At 64.6% G+C, this 17,676-nt stretch carries 12 protein-coding genes; 8 read left to right on the top strand and 4 right to left on the bottom strand.

From position 1 onward, the window contains the following. Positions 1-44: 44 nt before the first annotated feature. Positions 45-2,810 (bottom strand): benzoate-CoA ligase family protein, encoded by a 2,766-nt coding sequence (locus HNS03_RS19955; RefSeq protein ID WP_367197807.1) that lies wholly within the window; start codon positions 2,808-2,810, stop codon positions 45-47. 210 nt (positions 2,811-3,020) lie between these two features. Between HNS03_RS19955 and HNS03_RS19960 the strand changes: the two genes are divergently transcribed. Continuing rightward, positions 3,021-3,464, top strand: coding sequence for an acyl-CoA thioesterase (locus tag HNS03_RS19960; protein WP_367197808.1), 444 nt, complete (start codon positions 3,021-3,023; stop codon positions 3,462-3,464). After that, positions 3,445-4,239 (top strand): IclR family transcriptional regulator, encoded by a 795-nt coding sequence (locus tag HNS03_RS19965; RefSeq protein ID WP_367197809.1) that lies wholly within the window; start codon positions 3,445-3,447, stop codon positions 4,237-4,239. The genes HNS03_RS19960 and HNS03_RS19965 overlap by 20 nt, the downstream gene beginning before the upstream one ends. A gap of 68 nt (positions 4,240-4,307) precedes the next feature. Here HNS03_RS19965 and HNS03_RS19970 read toward each other — a convergent pair whose 3' ends face one another. From HNS03_RS19970 to HNS03_RS19980, 3 genes are all read right to left on the bottom strand, one after another. Further along, on the bottom strand, positions 4,308-5,468 hold the full coding sequence (locus tag HNS03_RS19970) for an epoxyalkane--coenzyme M transferase (RefSeq protein ID WP_367197810.1): 1,161 nt from the start codon (positions 5,466-5,468) through the stop codon (positions 4,308-4,310). A gap of 254 nt (positions 5,469-5,722) precedes the next feature. Beyond that, positions 5,723-7,105, bottom strand: coding sequence for a phenylacetate--CoA ligase family protein (locus HNS03_RS19975; protein ID WP_367197811.1), 1,383 nt, complete (start codon positions 7,103-7,105; stop codon positions 5,723-5,725). A 457-nt stretch (positions 7,106-7,562) separates the two neighbouring features. Then, on the bottom strand, positions 7,563-8,216 hold the full coding sequence (locus HNS03_RS19980) for a TetR/AcrR family transcriptional regulator (protein ID WP_367197812.1): 654 nt from the start codon (positions 8,214-8,216) through the stop codon (positions 7,563-7,565). 301 nt (positions 8,217-8,517) lie between these two features. On the opposite strand from HNS03_RS19980, the gene HNS03_RS19985 reads away from it, so the two are divergent. The 6 genes from HNS03_RS19985 (at position 8,518) to HNS03_RS20010 (ending at position 17,626) form a co-directional block, all read left to right on the top strand. Beyond that, positions 8,518-10,059 (top strand): efflux RND transporter periplasmic adaptor subunit, encoded by a 1,542-nt coding sequence (locus tag HNS03_RS19985; RefSeq protein WP_367197813.1) that lies wholly within the window; start codon positions 8,518-8,520, stop codon positions 10,057-10,059. 9 nt (positions 10,060-10,068) lie between these two features. Further along, positions 10,069-11,643 (top strand): DHA2 family efflux MFS transporter permease subunit, encoded by a 1,575-nt coding sequence (locus tag HNS03_RS19990; RefSeq protein ID WP_367197814.1) that lies wholly within the window; start codon positions 10,069-10,071, stop codon positions 11,641-11,643. A 534-nt stretch (positions 11,644-12,177) separates the two neighbouring features. Continuing rightward, positions 12,178-12,735, top strand: a complete 558-nt coding sequence (locus HNS03_RS19995) for a carboxymuconolactone decarboxylase family protein (RefSeq protein WP_367197815.1) — start codon at positions 12,178-12,180, stop codon at positions 12,733-12,735. A 50-nt stretch (positions 12,736-12,785) separates the two neighbouring features. Further along, entirely contained in the window at positions 12,786-13,325 is a 540-nt protein-coding gene (locus HNS03_RS20000; protein WP_367197816.1) for a peroxiredoxin, read from the top strand. Positions 13,326-13,620: 295 nt separating this feature from the next. Further along, positions 13,621-15,132 carry a serine hydrolase gene (locus HNS03_RS20005; protein ID WP_367197817.1) on the top strand — a complete coding sequence of 504 codons (1,512 nt, stop codon included), beginning with the start codon at positions 13,621-13,623 and terminating at the stop codon, positions 15,130-15,132. A 145-nt stretch (positions 15,133-15,277) separates the two neighbouring features. Next, complete coding sequence (locus HNS03_RS20010) at positions 15,278-17,626, top strand: mechanosensitive ion channel domain-containing protein (RefSeq protein WP_367197818.1); 2,349 nt, start codon at positions 15,278-15,280, stop codon at positions 17,624-17,626. Positions 17,627-17,676 lie beyond the last annotated feature (50 nt).

Consider the following 17,676-nt stretch of genomic DNA (forward strand, 5'->3'; position numbering starts at 1 on the left):
CTAGGGATTGGTCGGAAACAGGCGGCGCGCTGGTCGACGCGCCGTCAATCTGTTCCGTCTTTGGACAGGCGCAGCAGCGCCTGGCGATCGATCTTTCCGGTGCCGGTCTTCGGCAACTCGTCCACATAGTCGACGATGCGTGGATATTTGTAGGCGATCAGGTGGTCCTTGACGTAGGACTGCAGCGATCGCGTTTCGTCCTCGCTGGCGGCGTGGCCGTTGCGCAGCGCCACCACGGCTCTCAGCGTCATCCGCTTGTCGTCGAGCTGGTGGGCGAAGACGGCGCATTCCTGCACGTGTGGATGCTCGTTCAGGCAGCGTTCGACCTCCAACGGCCAGACCCATTGACCCGACACCTTGATCAGTTCGTCGGCACGGCCCTGGAAGAAATAGAAGCCGTCTTTTTCAACGAACCGGTCGCCGGTGTAGATCCATTCGCCGCGCATGGTCTTGGCGGTCTGCTCCGGCCGGTTCCAGTAAAGCGGGGCGGAGGAGTGGCCGCGTACCCACATCACGCCCTCTTCGCCGGGTGCGCATTCGTTGCCGTCCGGATCGCGTAGCACGACCTCGTAGCCGGGGACCCGCTTGCCGGCGGAACCGAGCTCTTGGGCGTCGACGGTGTTGGAGAGGTAGACGTGCAGGAGCTCGGTGGAGCCCAGACCTTCCACCGGACCCTTGCCGGTCAAGTCCTTCCAGGCGGTGAAGACGTCTTCCGACAGGATCTCGGCGGCGGAGACCGACAGCCGGATCGAAGAGAGATCGCGGTCGCGGACGCCATCGGCGCGGGCAAGAGCGGTGTAGAGCGTCGGCAGGCCGAACAGCACCGTGGGCTTGTAGGTCTCTACCGTGTCGAGCACGGCCTGCGCTTCGGGGCGGCCAGGCATCAGCACCGTGGTCGCGCCGACGGAGAAGGGGAAGGTGAATGCGTTGCCGAAGCCGTAGGCGAAGAAGATCTTCGGTACGGAGAAGCAGACGTCCTCGGCCGTGAGCCCCAGGATCGAGCGAGCATAAGAGGCCTCGGAATAGGCCATGTCGTGATGGAGGTGGACGATACCCTTCGGGCGGCCGGTGGAGCCGGAGGAATACATCCAAAACGCCATATCGTCCGGGCCGGTGTCGGCCACGGCGAGCGTGTCGGGCTGGCCGTCCAAAAAGGCCGCGGCCGGCTGGAACCCCTCCGGTACGGAGCCATCGGCGTTCGCGACGATCACTCGCTCCAGGCCGGCCGCGCGCATCTCCGGGTCTTCGAAAATGGCCGTTAGCGGCGCTTCGCAAAGGGCAATCCGCGCGCCCGTGTCGGCCACGAAGAAGCGCAGGAGATCCGGTGTCGCCTGGGTGTTGAGAAGCACCGGCACGAAGCCGGCGCGCACCGCCCCGAAGAAGGCGGCCGGGTAGCTCGGCGTGTCGTCCAGGAAGAAGACGATCCGCTCTCCGCGCGTCAGTCCGGCGGCGGCGAACGCGTTGCCCCAGCGCGAGGCCTCCGCACAGAGTTCGCGGTAGGTGAGGGTGCCGGCCGGCCCTGTGACGGCCACGGCGTCCGGATTGCGGTCGAGATTGTCGAACAGCGTTGCGCTGCAATTGGGATGGGCGGTCCGCTGAAAGCCGATCTCTCGGGCACCGGGGGCATCGTCCGGAACCGGATCGACAATCGCGGGGGCCTCGGCCGACCGGGCCACGCGGGCGCGGTAGTCCTCGTAGTTGGTCATGAATTTCGGCGCGATCCGCCTCAGCCGCTCCATGTCCACCCGGCCGGACCGGGTGATGTAGGAGAAGGCGAAGTCGTAGGGCTCGAGCTTCATCCACTCCGCGAACTTGTCGTACCAGAGCGCCGACGTGTTGGCGGCATTGACGATCTTATGGGCGATCGGCTGACGGGTCGCTTGATAGGCGGCGAGGGCGGCCTCGACGCTCGCCTCGCTCTGCAGCGCTTTCACCAGCGCGATCGCATCTTCCATCGCAAGACGCGTTCCCGAGCCGATCGAATAGTGGGCAGTGTGGACCGCGTCGCCCAGGAGCGCGCGGTTGCCGGCAACCCATTTCTCGCACCAAAGCCGCGGGAATTGCCGCCAGATGGAGTTGTTGGCGACGAGGCGATGGCCCTTCAGCGTGTCGGCAAAGACCTCTTCCGCAATCCGCGCGGTTTCCGTCTCGTCGAGATCGGCGAACCCGTACGCCTCGTAGGTTGCGTGGTCGCACTCCACGATGAAGGTGCTCATGCCCGGCGCGTAGCGATAATGATGGGCGTTGAAGGTGCCCCGGTCGGTCGCCACGAAGGTCTGGGTTAGCGTGTCGAATGGCAGCGTGGTGCCGAACCAGGCGAAATGGTTCTCGAAGTGCTCCATCGTGGTGCCGAAGGCGGCCGGGTCGGAGGTGCGCACCAGCGAGTTCAGACCGTCGGCGCCGATAATGACATCGGCTTCGAGCTCATCAATGGAGGAAATGCGCTGGTTGAAGCGCACATCGAGCCCGGCATCCGCGGCACGGGCCTGCAGCAACTTTAAGAGTTCCAGGCGGCCGATGGCGGAAAAGCCGACACCGTCGATCACGACGGTCTCGCCCTTATGGACGAGCGTCATGTTCCGCCAGCGCTCCATTTCCGGCGTGATCAGCGCATGGGTCGCAGGATCGTCGGCCGCGAGGAAATCCAGCGCTTCGTCGGAGAAGACGACCCCGAAGCCGAACGTGGCGTCGGCGGAATTCTGTTCGGTGACGTTAATGCGGGCGTCCGGAAACGCTTCCTTCAGCAGGATCCCGACATAGAGGCCGGACGGTCCGCCGCCGACGATTTCGATGTTGCGAAGCGTAGCCAAGCTCATCCTCCCATTGGGTGGCTTATCTGTGCCTGAAGCGGGATGGGAAAAGTGGGAACCGGTTTTTTCCGTCCGTATCCCGCCCTTGGGCCTTTGAATCGGTCACGTTCATGACTTCGGGTCATTGGAGCCGGAAATCATCGTGATCTATTGCGTCGGACCATAAGAGATGATTTCAGATGACGCAACGAATTCCGCAAGGTGGAAAATATGGACCGAGACAATCCGCTCTTCCAGTGGGCCTATACGATCGGCTTCGGGGACTGCGACCCCGCCGGAATCGTGTTTTATCCCAATTATTTGCGCTGGTTCGACGCGACCTTCCACGCTCTCCTGCGCGCCCGCGGCAAACGCCACGAAGCCTTCTGCGACGCGTACGGGCTTGTCGGAACCGGGCTGATGGATGTCGGAGCGACGTTTCGCTCGCCCGGACAGGACGGCGACGATCTCGTCATCTCCATCTGGGCCGACGATTGGCGTGACAAGGCGGTTCGGTTCGCCTATCGCGGCACGGTTGGCGAACGGCTCCTGGTGGAGGGCTACGAGCTCAGGGGGTTGTTCGTGCGCGACGGCGATCGCCTCAAGCTCGGGTCCGTGGCGCCGCTGAAAGCGTTTTTGGAAGGTGGGAGTATCGATGGCGACAGGGCCGGATAGAGCGAGCGAGGCGACGGGCGGCATTCAGTCCCTGGATGCCGCGCTTCGGGTGCTGTTGGCGATGATGCGGCTGGAAGGGCCGGTCGCGCTGTCGGAGCTCGCGCGCGAGTGCGATATGCCGGTGTCCAAGGTCCACCGCTACCTCGCCTCGTTCCTGCATGTCGGCCTGGCGCGCCAAGCCGGGCGGTCCGGCAAGTACGATCTCGGCGCCACCGCGATCGAGATGGGGCTGGCGGCGCTGCATCGCCACGACTTCGTGAATTGGACCGCCGACGAGCTGCCGGCGCTCACCGCCGACACCGGCATGACGGCGCTCTTGTGCGTCTGGGCCAATTCCGGTGCGACGGTGGTGCGCTGGGAGCGCACACCCACCTTTGTGATCACCTCGCTCGGGCTCGGGACCACGTTGCCGCTTTTGACCTCGGCCACGGGGCGGGCATTTCTCGCCTATCTCCCGGAAGCGATGCTGGAGGCGCAAATCAAGCGCGAGTTGCGCACGCTGAAGGCGCAGCCGGGGCTGTTTCCCGAGCTGAGCCTCGATATGAAGGGAGTTCGTGCGCTCGCCGAACGCGTGCGGGAAGCCGGCTATGCCAAGGTGGACGGGCGCTTCATTCCGGGGCTGGTGGCGGCCGCCGCTCCGGTGCTCGACTGGCAGAACGAGGCGGTGGCGGTCGTGGCGCTTATTGGAAGCGGGCCGGACGACGTCGAGCCGGATTCGCCGGCGGTGAAGGCGCTAAAGGCATTTGCCGCGCGCCATTCGCTTCCTGCCGGATAGGGGGACGGAAGAAGCTCTCTCCCAAGATGACCGGCCCGACGGAACGGGCCGGCCGTGATTGCGTCAGGTCAGGCCGCGGCCTTGCCCCAGAGCTCCTTGGAGGCGATCCGCGCGCCTTCCACCAGGCTTTCGAATTTCGCCCACATCACCGACGGGTGGACCCGGCGGATGCCCTCCGCCTGGGCGAAGCCGCAATCGGTACCGGCGATCACGTTCTCTCGGCCGAGGATCTTGGCGAAGCGCACGATCCGGTCGGCGACGAGCTGCGGATGCTCCACGGTGATGGTGTGGTGGGTGATCACGCCGGGGATCAGGATCTTGCCCTCCGGCAATCCGACCTTCTCCCACACCCGCCATTCGTGCTCGTGGCGCACGTTGGCCGCCTCGATGGCGAAGGCACCCACGTTCACCTTCATGATCAGGTCGATGATCGATTCCAGCGGGGCGTCCGACACGTGCGGAACGTGCCAGGATCCGAAGCAGACGTGGTAGCGGATCTGCTCTGCCGGAATGCCTTCCAGCGCCCGGTTGAGCGCCGCGACCCGGAGCTCGGCCCATTCCCGGTAGCGGTCCGGGCTCTGGCGGACCAGGTGATCGTACATGTTGGCGAGCACGGCATCGTCGACCTGCAGGATCAACCCGCTGTCGGCGACGGCCTTGTATTCCTCGCGCATGGCGTCGGCGATGGCGAAGACGTAGTCCGTCTCGTTGTTGTAGAATTCGTTCGCGGCGTCATAGCCCACGCTTGCCGGGGCGACGCAGGTGAAAAAGGCTTCTTCCACCTTCACCTTCCCGACAGCCGCCTTCAGGTTGGCGATGTCGCGGCGCACGCTGTCCTTGTCCTGGTAGCTGATGGCGCTGGTGCAGGCGTGGCCCGCCGTGCCTTCGTAGCCGCGCGGGAAGTCCTCTTTCATGAAATCCGCAAAGCGTAGCCGGTCTTCGCCGAGCCAGATCGCCGGATAGAGCGTGTCGGGGCGAGGCTCGAAGCCGCTCATGCGCTCCATGGCGTAGTTCGCCCAGCCGGACTTGCCGAATTCGCCGTCATTGACGATGTCCAGGCCGACTTCGGCCTGCTTGGCGACGATCTCGGCCACGGCGGCCGCAAGATCGCGCTCGTAGATCTCCTTGCCGCTGCCCGCGCGTGCGGCGGCCGCATCCGCCAGAAGCGTCTCGGGGCGGGGCAGGCTGCCGACATGGGTGGTCAGGATGCGCTCGTTGCTGCGCTTCATCGAAGTCCTCCTTGTCGTGGTCGGATCATCCGGCGTGCCCCCGCGCGTTCGCTCACGTGTGGGTAAATTCCTCACACTGCCCCGAAAGGGCCGGCAAACGCGCCGATCACGGCCGAATGGCTATGGGAAGTTGCCCATGTATACACGGGGAGGGGGGCTGGAGGAAGGCCGGCTGGCGGCCTTCCTCCAGCACGCAAAAAGCGAATTGATCATGTTTTATGGTTTCGGGTCGTTGAGACCCGAAACCAACGTGGTCAAGGCGTCCAGACGTGGTCGCGCCGGTCTTCCACGCGCTTGGCCTTATGAGTGGCGCGCGGCAGGGCGTCGGGCTCCAGGATGGAGACCTTGGCGCCGACGCCGGTCACCGCCTTGATGTGATGCTTCAGGCGGTCGGCGAGGTCGGCGTCGGTGCCGTTGAAGCCGGCGATCTTTTCCGCCTCCACCGTGAGCTGGTCGAGATGGTTCACCCGGTCGACCAACAGCCGGTACTCGCCGGTGAAGTCATGATCCTTGCGGATGATCGCTTCCACGTCGGACGGGAAAATGTTGACGCCGCGGATCACCAGCATGTCGTCGAGCCGGCCGTGCACGCCCATCAGCCGCATGGAGGTGCGACCGCAGGTGCACTTTTCCTCCGTGAAGGAAACGATGTCGCCGGTGCGGAAGCGGATCAGCGGCCGGGCCTGCTTTTTCAAGGTGGTGAGCACCATCTCGCCGCGGCCTCCCGGGGCCACCGGCTCGCCGGTCTCCGGGTCGATCACCTCCACGTGGATGTGATCCTCCGCCCAGTGCAGCCCGTCTTTCGCCTCGCACATGCCGGCGCAGGCACCGAAAATGTCGGAGAGGCCGTAGTAGTCGTAGACGTCCGCGCCCCATAGCGCCTCGATGCGCGACCGCGTCTCGGGGATCGACCCTCCCGGCTCGCCTGCGACGAAAATGCGCTTCACGGCAAGGTCGGTCTTGGGGTCGATGCCCTCCTTCAGCGCCGTCTCGCCGAGATACCAGGCATAGGACGGCGTGGTCCACATGGCGGTTGCCTGGAATGTCTGCAGGATCGTGAGCAGCCGTTCCGAGGGCACCGTTCCGGCATGGATCGACAAGGCGCCGAGCTTCTGGGCCCCGAGTACGCACGGTCCGCCGATGAACAGCGAAAAGTTCAGCGAGTGGGCGTAGCGGTCGTTCGGGCGCAGGCCGGACGACCAGAATTGGCGCGCCTCGTAGTCGATCCAGGCGTCGAAGTCGCCCTGGGTGAAGGGCGACACGGTCGGGACGCCGGTGGAGCCCGAGGAGGCCGAGACGTAGACGACCTCGTCTTCAGGCACGGCGGCGAGATCGCCGAGCAGCGGCTTGGCCTCTTGGCGCTCGCGCAGCACCGTCTTGTTCAGCGTCGGAAAGCGCCGGAGGTCGTCGAAGGTCTTCAGGTCGCCGGGTTTCACGCCGGCGGCATCGAAGCTTTCCCGATAGTAGGGGGAGTTATCGTAGGCGTGATGCAAGTGCGCCTTGAGGAGGTCGAGCTTCAGCGCATCCCAGTCGGCGCGGCTTTGGGTCTCGAGCTCCGGATCCCAATAGGGCCGGTCCTCTGCAGAGGTGGCGGAATCGCCGCGGAACATCGCGGCACTGACGTTACTTTGGTCCATTCGGTCCTCTTCGCGGGTTCTCGAAGCGAGGCTGCTGGGAGGAACAGCCGCCGCTCGGGCCGGATCGATCGGCCGAGGAAGAGACGGTGACACTGCGCAGGAAACGCGCTGCGTCGACGCACTCGACCAGGCGAGCGCGACACCGTCGCGAATGAGTGCCCAAGGGTGGAAAGTCCGGCCGGCAAGGCCGGATCCGCATGCAGGTGCTGCAATGTATACAGCTCCCGCTCCGCTGAGATGCGAGGCGCGGCGCGGCCACCCGACATGGGTGGATTGGACGGCCCCGACAGGTTGGGGCGTGTCCGGAAAGGCACTCTTGAGTGCAGAGCCTAATGCAATCGGGGGGCGTTTTGAAACACCTATAAGTGGCAAACCGCTTGGGCGGTGCCATCCAACCCCGACCGCTCTACCGGAAGTCGGGCGAAAAGCCGACACCGGTTTTTCGCAGGAACGGGCTCTAAGCGCGTTGCTGTGCCTTGGTTCCGTAGGCGCACAGGAATACGCGCACCGCGCTGGCAACCGTCGCCTCGATCTGCTCCTTGGACGGCTGATCGCCGAACCCGAAAAGGAGCCGTTTGGCGACTTCGCCGTGGCAGAGATTCAAAAAGTGGGCGGCGGCGAGTTTCGGGTCGTCGTTGAGATCGAGCCGGCCGCGAGCGGCCTGTCTCTCCAGATAGGCGGCCACCCTGTCGATACCGAAACAAGGACCCATCTCGAAGAAGGCGCGCCCGGCTTCCGGGCATTTTTCCGCCGCTCCGATCACCATGCGGATCAGGGAGACATGGGACGGGGCGACCATCATGGTCAGGAACTTCTCGCCGAGCGTCTGCAGCAGGTCGCCGATCTCCGCCTCGTCGTCCTCGCCTAGGAAGATCTGTTCGGCGGCCTCGCTGCGATCGAGCGCGACGAGCTCTTTGAACAGCTCCTCCTTGTTGCGGAAGTAGACGTAAAGCGTGCCCTTGGAGACGCCCGCCGCGCGCGCGATCTTGTCCATGCTTGCGCCGTCGAACCCTTCCGCCCGGAACACCCGGCGCGCGCCGTCGAGGATTTCCTTGCATTTCGGCCCGGGCGGGGCTGGCGCCGGAATCGGTGCGGGTTCGGGTTTGTTCATCAAGCTCTCTCGGTGCGGACCCAATTGGAAGGTTGATCCGGATTTTCGGTAACGCCGGATTTTACTTGGGAATGGAGTCGCATTGAACCAACCGCCCGGATGGGCCGAGCGGGCCCTACACAGCTGTTTGAAGATCGACGCATTGTCGCCCCCTCACAGGGGTCTGACCGTAAGGCAACGCGATCTCCATTCCTTCTCGTAATGTGCATTGACCGAACCGTTCAGTCAATGCTAGCTTGCCGCAAAATTGACCGAACCGTTCGGTAAATCCCCGCCACCAATTCGGCAGGATACCGTTCGAGTGACCTCCCAAGACAAGACACGGCTCGACATGAAGCGCAGCAGCGACGCGCCGGGCGCCGGCGACGACCGGCGCGATCCGGATTTCGACCCGACGCCAGAGAGTGCGTCGGGTCGCAACGACCACGACGATGATTTTGCCGGTGCCGCGTCGGGCCGGCCGACCGAGGCCGCGGGAGTGGGTAGTGCGTCCCCGCAGGCTCGGTCGGCCCCCGGCGGCGCGTCGCCGGTGCGGGCACCGGAACAGGAATTGACGTCTCCTCCGGCGGGGGATGCGGGGTCTCCCCCTGCTCCCGCGGTGGGGCGCTCGGAAGGCGGGCCGTTACAGACCTCCGCGGCCACGCCTTCCGAAGCGCCGCGCAAGCGTGGTCGCAAGCGCCGGATTCTGCTTGTCGTGCTTCTGGTGGCGCTCATCGGTGGCGGCTACGAGGGCTACCACTGGTGGACCGTCGGGCGTTTCGAGATGTCGACCGACGACGCCTATCTGAAGACCGACATCTCGATCGTCTCCGCGAAGGTCGGCGGCTATATCGCGACCATTGAGGTTGCGGACAATCAGGAAGTCCGGACCGGCGAGGTGATTGCCACCATCGACGACACCGACTATCGGCTCGCGGTTCAGTCGGCGCGCGACAGCATCGACGTGCAGCAGGCGACCATTGATATGATCGAGAATCAGATCAGTGCCGCCCGCTCCCAGGTTGACGAGGCGCACGCGAACCTGAAGAGCACCCAGGCGGCGCTTGCCTTCGCCGAGAACGAGCTTTCGCGCAAGACGACGCTGGTGGCGCGCGACTTCGCGAGTCGTCAGGCGCTGGATACGGCGAAGGCCGACCGCGACGAGGCGGAGGCGGCGGTCGATGGCGCCTCGGCGCATCTCACCTCCGCCCAGGTCAACGTCGCCGTCCTGGAGTCCCAGCGGCTGGAAGCCGTCGCGACCTTGAAGAGCCTGCGCACGGCGCTCGACCAGGCCAAGCGGGATCTCGCCTACACCCAGGTGCGGGCACCGGTGGACGGTGTCGTCGGCAACCGGGCCGCCGATGTCGGCGAGCTGGTCCAGCCCGGTTCGCGGCTTGCGGCGATCGTTCCGCTCGACACGGTCTATGTCGATGCGAACTTCAAGGAGACCCAACTTGCGCGGATGACGTCCGGCCAGGAGGTCGATGTCGAGGTCGATGCGTTCCCGGGACGCGTGTTCCACGGCACCGTGGACAGCATCTCGCCGGCATCGGGTGCGCTGTTCAGTCTGCTGCCGCCGGAAAACGCCACCGGTAACTTCACCAAGGTGGTGCAGCGGCTGCCGGTTCGCATCACGCTTGCGCCCGAGGCGACAGCGGCACACGCGCTTCGACCGGGCATGTCGGCGGTGGTCAGCGTCGACACCCGCACGGAGGCGGAGCGCAAGCAAGCCGAAGAAACCCTCGCCAACCTGAAGGCACGCGCCTGGGGATTGATCGTCCAGGCTCGGTCGGCGCTCGGGCTCGCTTCCGCGCCGGCCGAGGTGGACGTGGGCGAGGCGGATACGCCGGCCAAAAGCGAGTAGAGCGCGCTCATGAGCGAGACGACCGCGCAGCCGCAACCGGGCGCCGGGGCCGGTACCGAAGGCCGCAAGATGGTGGCCTTCATCTGCATGGTGTTCGGGATGTTCATGGCCATCCTGGACATCCAGATCGTGTCGGCCTCGCTTGCAGAGATCCAGGCCGGGCTTTCCGCCTCCGCCGACGAGATCTCCTGGGTCCAGACCAGCTATCTGATCGCCGAAGTGATCATGATTCCGCTGTCGGGCTACTTATCGCGCGCGCTCTCCACGAAATGGATGTTCGCGATTTCGGCTGGCGGCTTCACGTTCATGAGCTTCATGTGCGCGACCGCCACCTCGATCGACCAGATGATCGTCTACCGGGCGCTGCAAGGCTTTATCGGCGGCGGCATGATTCCGACCGTGTTCGCCTCCGCCTATGCCGTGTTCCCGCGCGAAAAACAGCCGGTGGTCGCGCCGATCATCGGCCTGGTGGCCACGCTTGCGCCCACCATCGGCCCGACCGTCGGCGGCTACCTGACCGAGCTGTTTTCCTGGCACTGGCTGTTCCTGGTGAACATCGTTCCCGGCATCTTCGTCACCATCGCCACCATTGCGCTGGTCGACTTCGACGAGCCGGATCTGTCGCTCCTGGACCGGTTCGACTGGTCGGGCCTGCTTTTCATGGCCGGCTTTCTCGGCAGTCTGGAATATGTCCTGGAGGAGGGCGCCGCGAACGATTGGTTCGACGACGGGCTGATCGTGTTCTTTACGCTGGTCACGGTGGGCTGTGCGGTCGGCTTTTTCTGGCGCTGTTTTTCCGCGCGCGAACCGGTGGTGGACCTGAAAGCCTTCTCCAACCGCAACTTCGCGACCGGTTCGGCCTTTTCTTTTGCCATGGGGATCGGGCTTTACGGCCTGACCTACCTCTACCCGATCTATCTCGCCCGGGTACGGGACTATTCCGCCTTGATGATCGGCGAGACCATGTTCGTGACCGGCATTGCCATGTTCCTGACGGCGCCGGTCGCGGGACGCGTGTCCATGAAGATGGATCCGCGCCTGATGATCGCGCTCGGCTTCTTCGGCTTCGGGCTTGGAACCTACATGGCCTCCGGCATCACATCCGAATGGGACTTCTGGGAGCTGTTCGTGCCGCAGATCCTGCGCGGCGTGTCGCTGATGTTCTGCATGGTGCCGATCACCAACCTGTCGCTGGGAACGCTGCCGGTTACGTCCTTGAAGAACGCCTCGGGCCTGTTCAACGTCACCCGGAATCTGGGCGGCGCGGTCGGACTTGCGATCATCAACACGATGTTGTCGAACCGAGCGGACCTGCATGCCGCCCGGCTTGCCGAAAGCGTGACTTGGGGGCGTCCGGCGGCGGAAGAGGCGATCGCCTCGATCACCCAGGGGCTCTCCCAGCTCGGTCCGGACGCAGAGACGGCCGCGATCTACAAGATCGGCCAGATCGTCTCGCAACAGGCGACGGTGATGTCGTTCGCGGACGTGTTCTTCGCGCTGACCGTGCTGTTCGCCCTGTTGATCCTCGCGACTCCGTTGATGCGCAAGCCGGCCCCCGTCCCCGCCGGGGCAGGGGGGCACTAAGCGAAGCCAGGAAAAGTGGGAACCGGTTTTCCGTCCGGCTTCGCGGTGAAAAAATATCGCTCGCGCGAACTCGCTTCGCTGGCGGCTCCGCGAGGGCGGCCTCCGGCCGGCGCGCGGTCGCGCTTTGGTGCAAGCGAAGCCAGGAAAAGTGGGAACCGGTTTTCCGCAGGAATTTTTCGCTGCCGCCAACTCGCCCAGTGCGGGTTGCGCATGGCTTTGCGCAGCGGTTTGCGCGCGCAAAATTCACTGCGCGTGCGCGCCCAATTCGCATGTGGCTTCGCCAGCCGCGACGGGCGGGCCTCGCAACTGAGCGCGGCGATCTGCCACAGCCGGAAGTCCCTGGAATCGCGACTTAAAATAGAGCGATCGTAGGGGCCTCGCAGAAGCAGGGATTGCGCGGGGGCGCGGCCGCTCCTAAGACGACAAGTCAACAATTCCGGCTGGATACAAGGCCGGTAGGGACTGGGGGAAACGTCGGGGATCCTTCAATGAAACGGGCGGCGGCACGAACCGTCGGCCGCAAGGAGGTCGCCGATGAGCGAACTGGACGACATCCGTCAGGCGCTGCCGGATTCGGCGCGCGACATCCGCCTGAATCTCGGTTCCATGCTCGGCAACGACGGGCTTCCGGAGCTGTCGACGGACCAGAAATGGGGCGCCGCGCTCGCCTCAGCCATCGCCGCGCGCAATCTGCGTCTGACCCGCACGATCGAAGCGCTCGCCGGAGCACAGACGAGCGCCCAGGTGCTTGAGGGCGCGCGCATCGCCGCGTCCATCATGGCGATGACCAACGTCTATTATCGCGCCATGCACATGGCCCATGACGCCGAGCTCGCCGGTCTGCCGGCCGGGCTGCGCATGAATGGACTCGCCAAGCACGGCATCGACAAGGCCGATTTCGAGCTCTTCGAGCTTGCCGCTTCCGTGGTGAAGGGCTGTGAGAGCTGCACCCGCGCCCATGTCGCCGGTGCCAAGGAACACGGCGTCACCGTTCAAACCATCCAGGCCGTGATCAGGCTCGCGGCGGTGTTGCACGCCACCGCGACGGTTCTCGACACCTTGGACGAGCCCGCGCTCGCCGAAGTCGGCTGATCGCGCTGCCTCAATTCCCTCCCCAAGACAACCCACAAGGAGCATCCGTCATGCTGACCGTTGGAGACAAGCTGCCCGAGTTCGCCATGCAGGGCGTTGTTTCGCTCGACCCGAAGTCCGCGTTCGCCGACTTCACCGACAAGAGCGACGCCGGCAAGTGGAAGGTCATCTTCTTCTGGCCGAAGGATTTCACCTTCGTTTGTCCGACCGAGATTGCGGCCTTCGGCAAGCTCAACGACGAGTTCGTCGACCGTGATGCCGTGATCTACGGCGTGTCAACCGACAGCGAGTACGTGCACCTGGCCTGGCGCCAGAATCACGCCGACCTGAAGGACCTGCCGTTCCCGATGCTGGCCGATCTGAAGCGCGAGCTGTCGCAGTCCCTCGGCGTGCTGCACAAGGAAGAGGGCGTCTGCCTGCGCGCAACTTTCATCGTCGATCCGGACGGCATCATCCGTTTCGTTTCGGTCAACGACCTGAATGTCGGCCGCAACCCGCACGAGGTCCTGCGCGTCCTCGACGCGCTGCAGACCGACGAGCTCTGCCCCTGCAACTGGCAGAAGGGCGACGAGGTTCTGTCCGCCGCCTGATTGCGGCCAGCCTCTGCGAGACCATTGCGAAGCCTGCGGCCGACCCGGCCGCAGGCTTTTTTCATGCGCTTTCCGCGGACTTCCAGTTTTTTCCGAAGGCTGCGTTTGCCTGGTTCGCCGCGGTCACTACGATCCCGCGATCGCCGGCCTCCCATCCTTGAAGAAAGGGAGTAGCGGCAAAGTCCATTCTTGGTCTTGCTCAGGGGAGGGTCGTCACGTGGCTCGGTTGCTCGTTTCCACTTCAAAGAGATATCGTGCCCGTCTTGGCCTGGGGGCCGTCCTTCTCGCGGCCGCGATGGCGGGCTCGGCCGCCGCCGAGGATCTACCGCCGCCGCTTGCACCGGCCGCACCCGTTCCACCCGGCCGGATCGATATGGCAATCGGCAAAATCGACGAAATCGTTGAAGACGTGATGGCGCGCTCGGGAGTCCCTGGGCTTGCCGTCGTGGTGGTCCGCGATGGCGAGACGGCGTTCGCGAAAGGCTACGGCGTGCGTAAGGCGGGTGAGGATCAGCCGGTCGATACCGACACGGTGTTCCAGCTTGCCTCCCTGTCGAAACCGATCAGCGCGACCGTGGTCGCGCGCGCCGTCGGCGAGGGCGTCGTTGACTGGACCACGCCGGTGGTCGACCACCTGCCATGGTTTGCGCTCTCCGACCCTTATGTGACGTCTCACGTCACCGTCGGCGATCTGTTCGCCCATCGCTCCGGCCTGCCGGAGCATGCCGGCGACGACCTGGAGGATCTCGGCTATGACCGACGCCAGATCCTCGAGCGCCTGCGGGTGCTGCCGCTCGCCAGCTTTCGCGACAGCTACGCCTACACAAATATCGGCCTGACGGCGGCGGCCGAAGCGGTCGCGGTGGCGGCGGGCACAGACTGGGCCATGCTGGGCGAAGACACGCTGTTCAAGCCGTTGGGCATGGCTTCGGCAAGCTACCGGGTCGCCGACTATCTCGCGCACGACAATCGTGCAGCCGGCCATGTCGATGTCGATGGAAGCTGGCAGGCCAAATATGTGCGCAAGCCCGATGCTCAGGCGCCGGCCGGCGGGGTTAGCGCGTCCGTCTCCGATTTTGGCAAGTGGCTGGCGATGGTCATGGATCGCGGGGACGTGGACGGCGAAGAGGTGATTGCGTCCGACGCGCTGCTTCCGGCCACCCAGGCTCAGATGATCTCCGGTGCGATTCCCGATCCGGCCGCCCGTCCGGGGCTCTACGGGTTCGGCTTCGGCACAGGGGTCGATGCCTCGGGCCGGGTGGTGCTGAGCCATTCCGGAGCGTTTGCCATGGGTTTTGCCACCAACTTCCAACTCCTGCCGCTCGACAAGGTGGCGATCGGGGTGTTGAGCAACGCGTCACCGACCGGTGTGCCGGAATCGGTCGCCCATAGCTTTATCGATCTCGTCGAGTTCGGCGAAATTCGCCGCGACTGGTACGCCGCCTATCGTCCGCGGATGTTGCCGCTCTCCGCGCCCGCCGGCTCTTTGGTCGGCAAGACGCCGCCGGCCGATCCGGCGCCGGCCCCAGCCGTCGACGCGCTGGTGGGGACCTATCAGAACGCCTATTTCGGTCCGGTGGAGATCCGCGAAACCGACGGCGGGCTTGAGATCGCCCTTGGTCCGAAGCCGATTCTGTACAAGCTGACGCATTGGGACGGGCCGATGTTCGCCTATCGGCCGATCACCGAAAACGAGCCGGAAGGTTCGGTCGCCGCGCTCACTTTTTCGTTAGATGGAGACGAGCCCGCCACGGCATTGACGATCGATTATCTCGACGAAAACGGGTTCGGCACTTTCGATCGATAGGTCTTCGCGCGGTTGCCCAACCGGCGATGCTCTGCGACAAGACAATCTGACTCGTAATCTCACGGTCGCGATCCGGCCCCTCAAGGTCCGCCTGTTCGCGATCGTGTCATTCCTGCCCGGCCAGATCAAATCGCAGAGATCGTCAATGCGTGCTTTCCTCGTTGCACTGACTGTCGCCCTGTTCATGACTGCAACAGGTGCGTCCGCACAGCTCGGTCTTCCAATTGGATCGGGTGGAGGCGGTGGCGATACAGCGGAAAGCAGCGAGGCGGCCAATCCGGACCAGGCGGCACCGCCGACCTCGGTGGATGCGCTGATCCAGATCCTGGAGAATGACGAGGCGCGCGCGGAATTGATCTCCAAGCTGAAGGCGACGGCGACGGACGGCGAAGCCGCGTCCGCGCCGCAACCGACGGCCGAAGAGCTGGGGCCGGCGCGACTTGCTGCCGAATATACCCGCACCATCGCCTCTCAGGCGGCACAGCTCGTGGTGACCTTGCGTCGGGTGGGGTCGGATCTCGGTGATGCCTTCACCGATACCGGCAACGTCGACCTGATGCGCATCGGTCGGACGATCATCAATCTCGTTTCGTCCATGGCGATCGTGTTCGGCAGCTTCTTCGTGCTGCGGCTGGTCGCCGGACGCATGATGTACATGTTCGCGCAGCGCGCGGAGGGCAAGGGCTGGGTCGCCCGGATCATGTACCTCATTCCGGCGCTGATCGTCGAAATCGTCACCGTGGTGCTCGCCTGGCTCGCCGGCTACGTCTTTTCCCTGTTCTTCGGAACGAGGGGCGAGATGAGCATCTATCAGACGCTCTTCCTCAACGCCTTCCTCGTGATCGAGGCGATCAAGCTCGCCGTCCGGCTCGTGTTGATGCCGAGCTACAACGCGCTGCGGTTCCTGCCGCTTGGCGATACCGGCGCGGCCTATTGGTATTTCTGGCTTTCCCGAGTGATCAGCCTGGTGGGCTACGGTCTCTTGTTCGTGGTGCCGGTCGCGGCCTCGGAAGTGTCCTGGCGCTTCTCCGAGGCGGTCAAAGTGGTTGTGGTGCTGACCGCGATCATCATGACGATCCTGATCGTGCTGCAGAACAAGACGCGGGTGCGGGCCTTTTTGAACCGGCGGATGGAGGCGGGCAAGACCGACTCCCTCGGACGTTTCTTCTCTTTCCTAGGCAATCATTGGCATCGGATCGCGATCCTCTATCTGATCGCCTTCTTCATCGTCTGGCTGGTCAATCCGCTCGAGGCGCTGCCGTTCATGCTGCGGGCCACAGTGGAATCGCTGATCGCGATCGTGATCGGCGCGGCGGTGACGACGTTCATCTCCCGCACGATCTCGTTCGGTCTGCGCCTGCCGCCGGACATCCGCAAGAGCCTTCCTCTGCTGGAAACCCGGCTGAACGCCTTCGTCCCGACGGTTCTCAAGGTCGTCCGGATGATCGTGCTGGTGTGCGTGCTGCTCGCCATTGCCGATGCCTGGAACCTTCTGGAGGTCCTGGAATGGGTTGGCTCGGAGGACGGCCAGGGCTTCCTGGGCATGATTCTGTCGGTTCTGGTGGTGCTGGCGATCGGTGGCGGCATCTATCTGGCCGTCACCTCCTGGATCGAATACAGGCTCAATCCCGACGCGGGGAAGGCGCCCACGGCCCGCGAGATCACGCTGCTGTCGCTGCTGAGGAACGCCTTCACCATCGTGCTGTCGGTGATCGTGTTCATGCTGGTCCTGTCGGAAATCGGCGTGAATATCGGCCCGCTCATCGCCTCCGTCGGCGTGCTCTCGCTGGCTTTCTCGTTCGGTGCCCAGAAGATGGTGCAGGACGTGGTCACCGGCGTGTTCATCCAGTTCGAGAACGCCATGAACACCGGCGACGTGGTCACAGCCGGCGGCATCACCGGCGTGGTGGAGAAGCTCTCCATCCGCTCCGTGTCCCTGCGTTCGCTGGACGGGACGCTGCACCTTGTACCGTTCTCGTCTGTGGACGCCGTCTCCAATTTCATGAAGGGGTACAGCTTCCACGTCGCGGAGATCGGGGTCGCCTATCGGGAGCGTATCCCGGAGGTGAAGCAGGCGATGTTCGAGGCCTTCGAGCGTCTGAAGCTGACCGAGCATGGCGGCTCGATCATCGGCGATCTGGAAATGAGCGGTGTCACCCAGTTCGCCGATTCCGCCGTCATCGTGCGCGCTCGCATCAAGACGCCGCCCGGCAGCCAGTGGGCTGTTGGCCGCGCCTACAACGAGGTCATCAAGGAAGTCTTCGACGAACGCGGTATCGAAATCCCGTATCCGCACGTCACGCTCTATATGGGCGAGGACAAGCAGGGCAACGCGCCGCCGATGCGGGTGTTGAACGAAAAGCCGCGGGCGAAGGAGCAGATCGAGGAGAAGGCCGCGCCGCGCGAGCCCGAGCCGACGCCGCAAGCGGAGACGGGATCGACCTCCGTGCCGACCCAGGACGCGCCTCCCGGCGAAGCGGACGGCGGACGTTGATCGCATAGAGCCTGAGATAAGCGGAAACGCGTTTTGCGGCCGGAATATGT

This window comes from Amorphus sp. 3PC139-8 (assembly GCF_040750475.1).
Taxonomy (GTDB): Bacteria; Pseudomonadota; Alphaproteobacteria; order Rhizobiales; family Amorphaceae; genus Amorphus.

Coding starts and splice junctions, on each gene's coding strand:
- HNS03_RS19960 (WP_367197808.1), top strand. CDS start 3,021: ATGGACCGAGACAATCCGCTCTTCCAGTGGGCCTATACGATCGGCTTC.
- HNS03_RS19965 (WP_367197809.1), top strand. CDS start 3,445: ATGGCGACAGGGCCGGATAGAGCGAGCGAGGCGACGGGCGGCATTCAG.
- HNS03_RS19970 (WP_367197810.1), bottom strand. CDS start 5,468: ATGAAGCGCAGCAACGAGCGCATCCTGACCACCCATGTCGGCAGCCTG.
- HNS03_RS19975 (WP_367197811.1), bottom strand. CDS start 7,105: ATGGACCAAAGTAACGTCAGTGCCGCGATGTTCCGCGGCGATTCCGCC.
- HNS03_RS19980 (WP_367197812.1), bottom strand. CDS start 8,216: ATGAACAAACCCGAACCCGCACCGATTCCGGCGCCAGCCCCGCCCGGG.
- HNS03_RS19990 (WP_367197814.1), top strand. CDS start 10,069: ATGAGCGAGACGACCGCGCAGCCGCAACCGGGCGCCGGGGCCGGTACC.
- HNS03_RS19995 (WP_367197815.1), top strand. CDS start 12,178: ATGAGCGAACTGGACGACATCCGTCAGGCGCTGCCGGATTCGGCGCGC.
- HNS03_RS20000 (WP_367197816.1), top strand. CDS start 12,786: ATGCTGACCGTTGGAGACAAGCTGCCCGAGTTCGCCATGCAGGGCGTT.
- HNS03_RS20005 (WP_367197817.1), top strand. CDS start 13,621: ATGGCGGGCTCGGCCGCCGCCGAGGATCTACCGCCGCCGCTTGCACCG.
- HNS03_RS20010 (WP_367197818.1), top strand. CDS start 15,278: ATGCGTGCTTTCCTCGTTGCACTGACTGTCGCCCTGTTCATGACTGCA.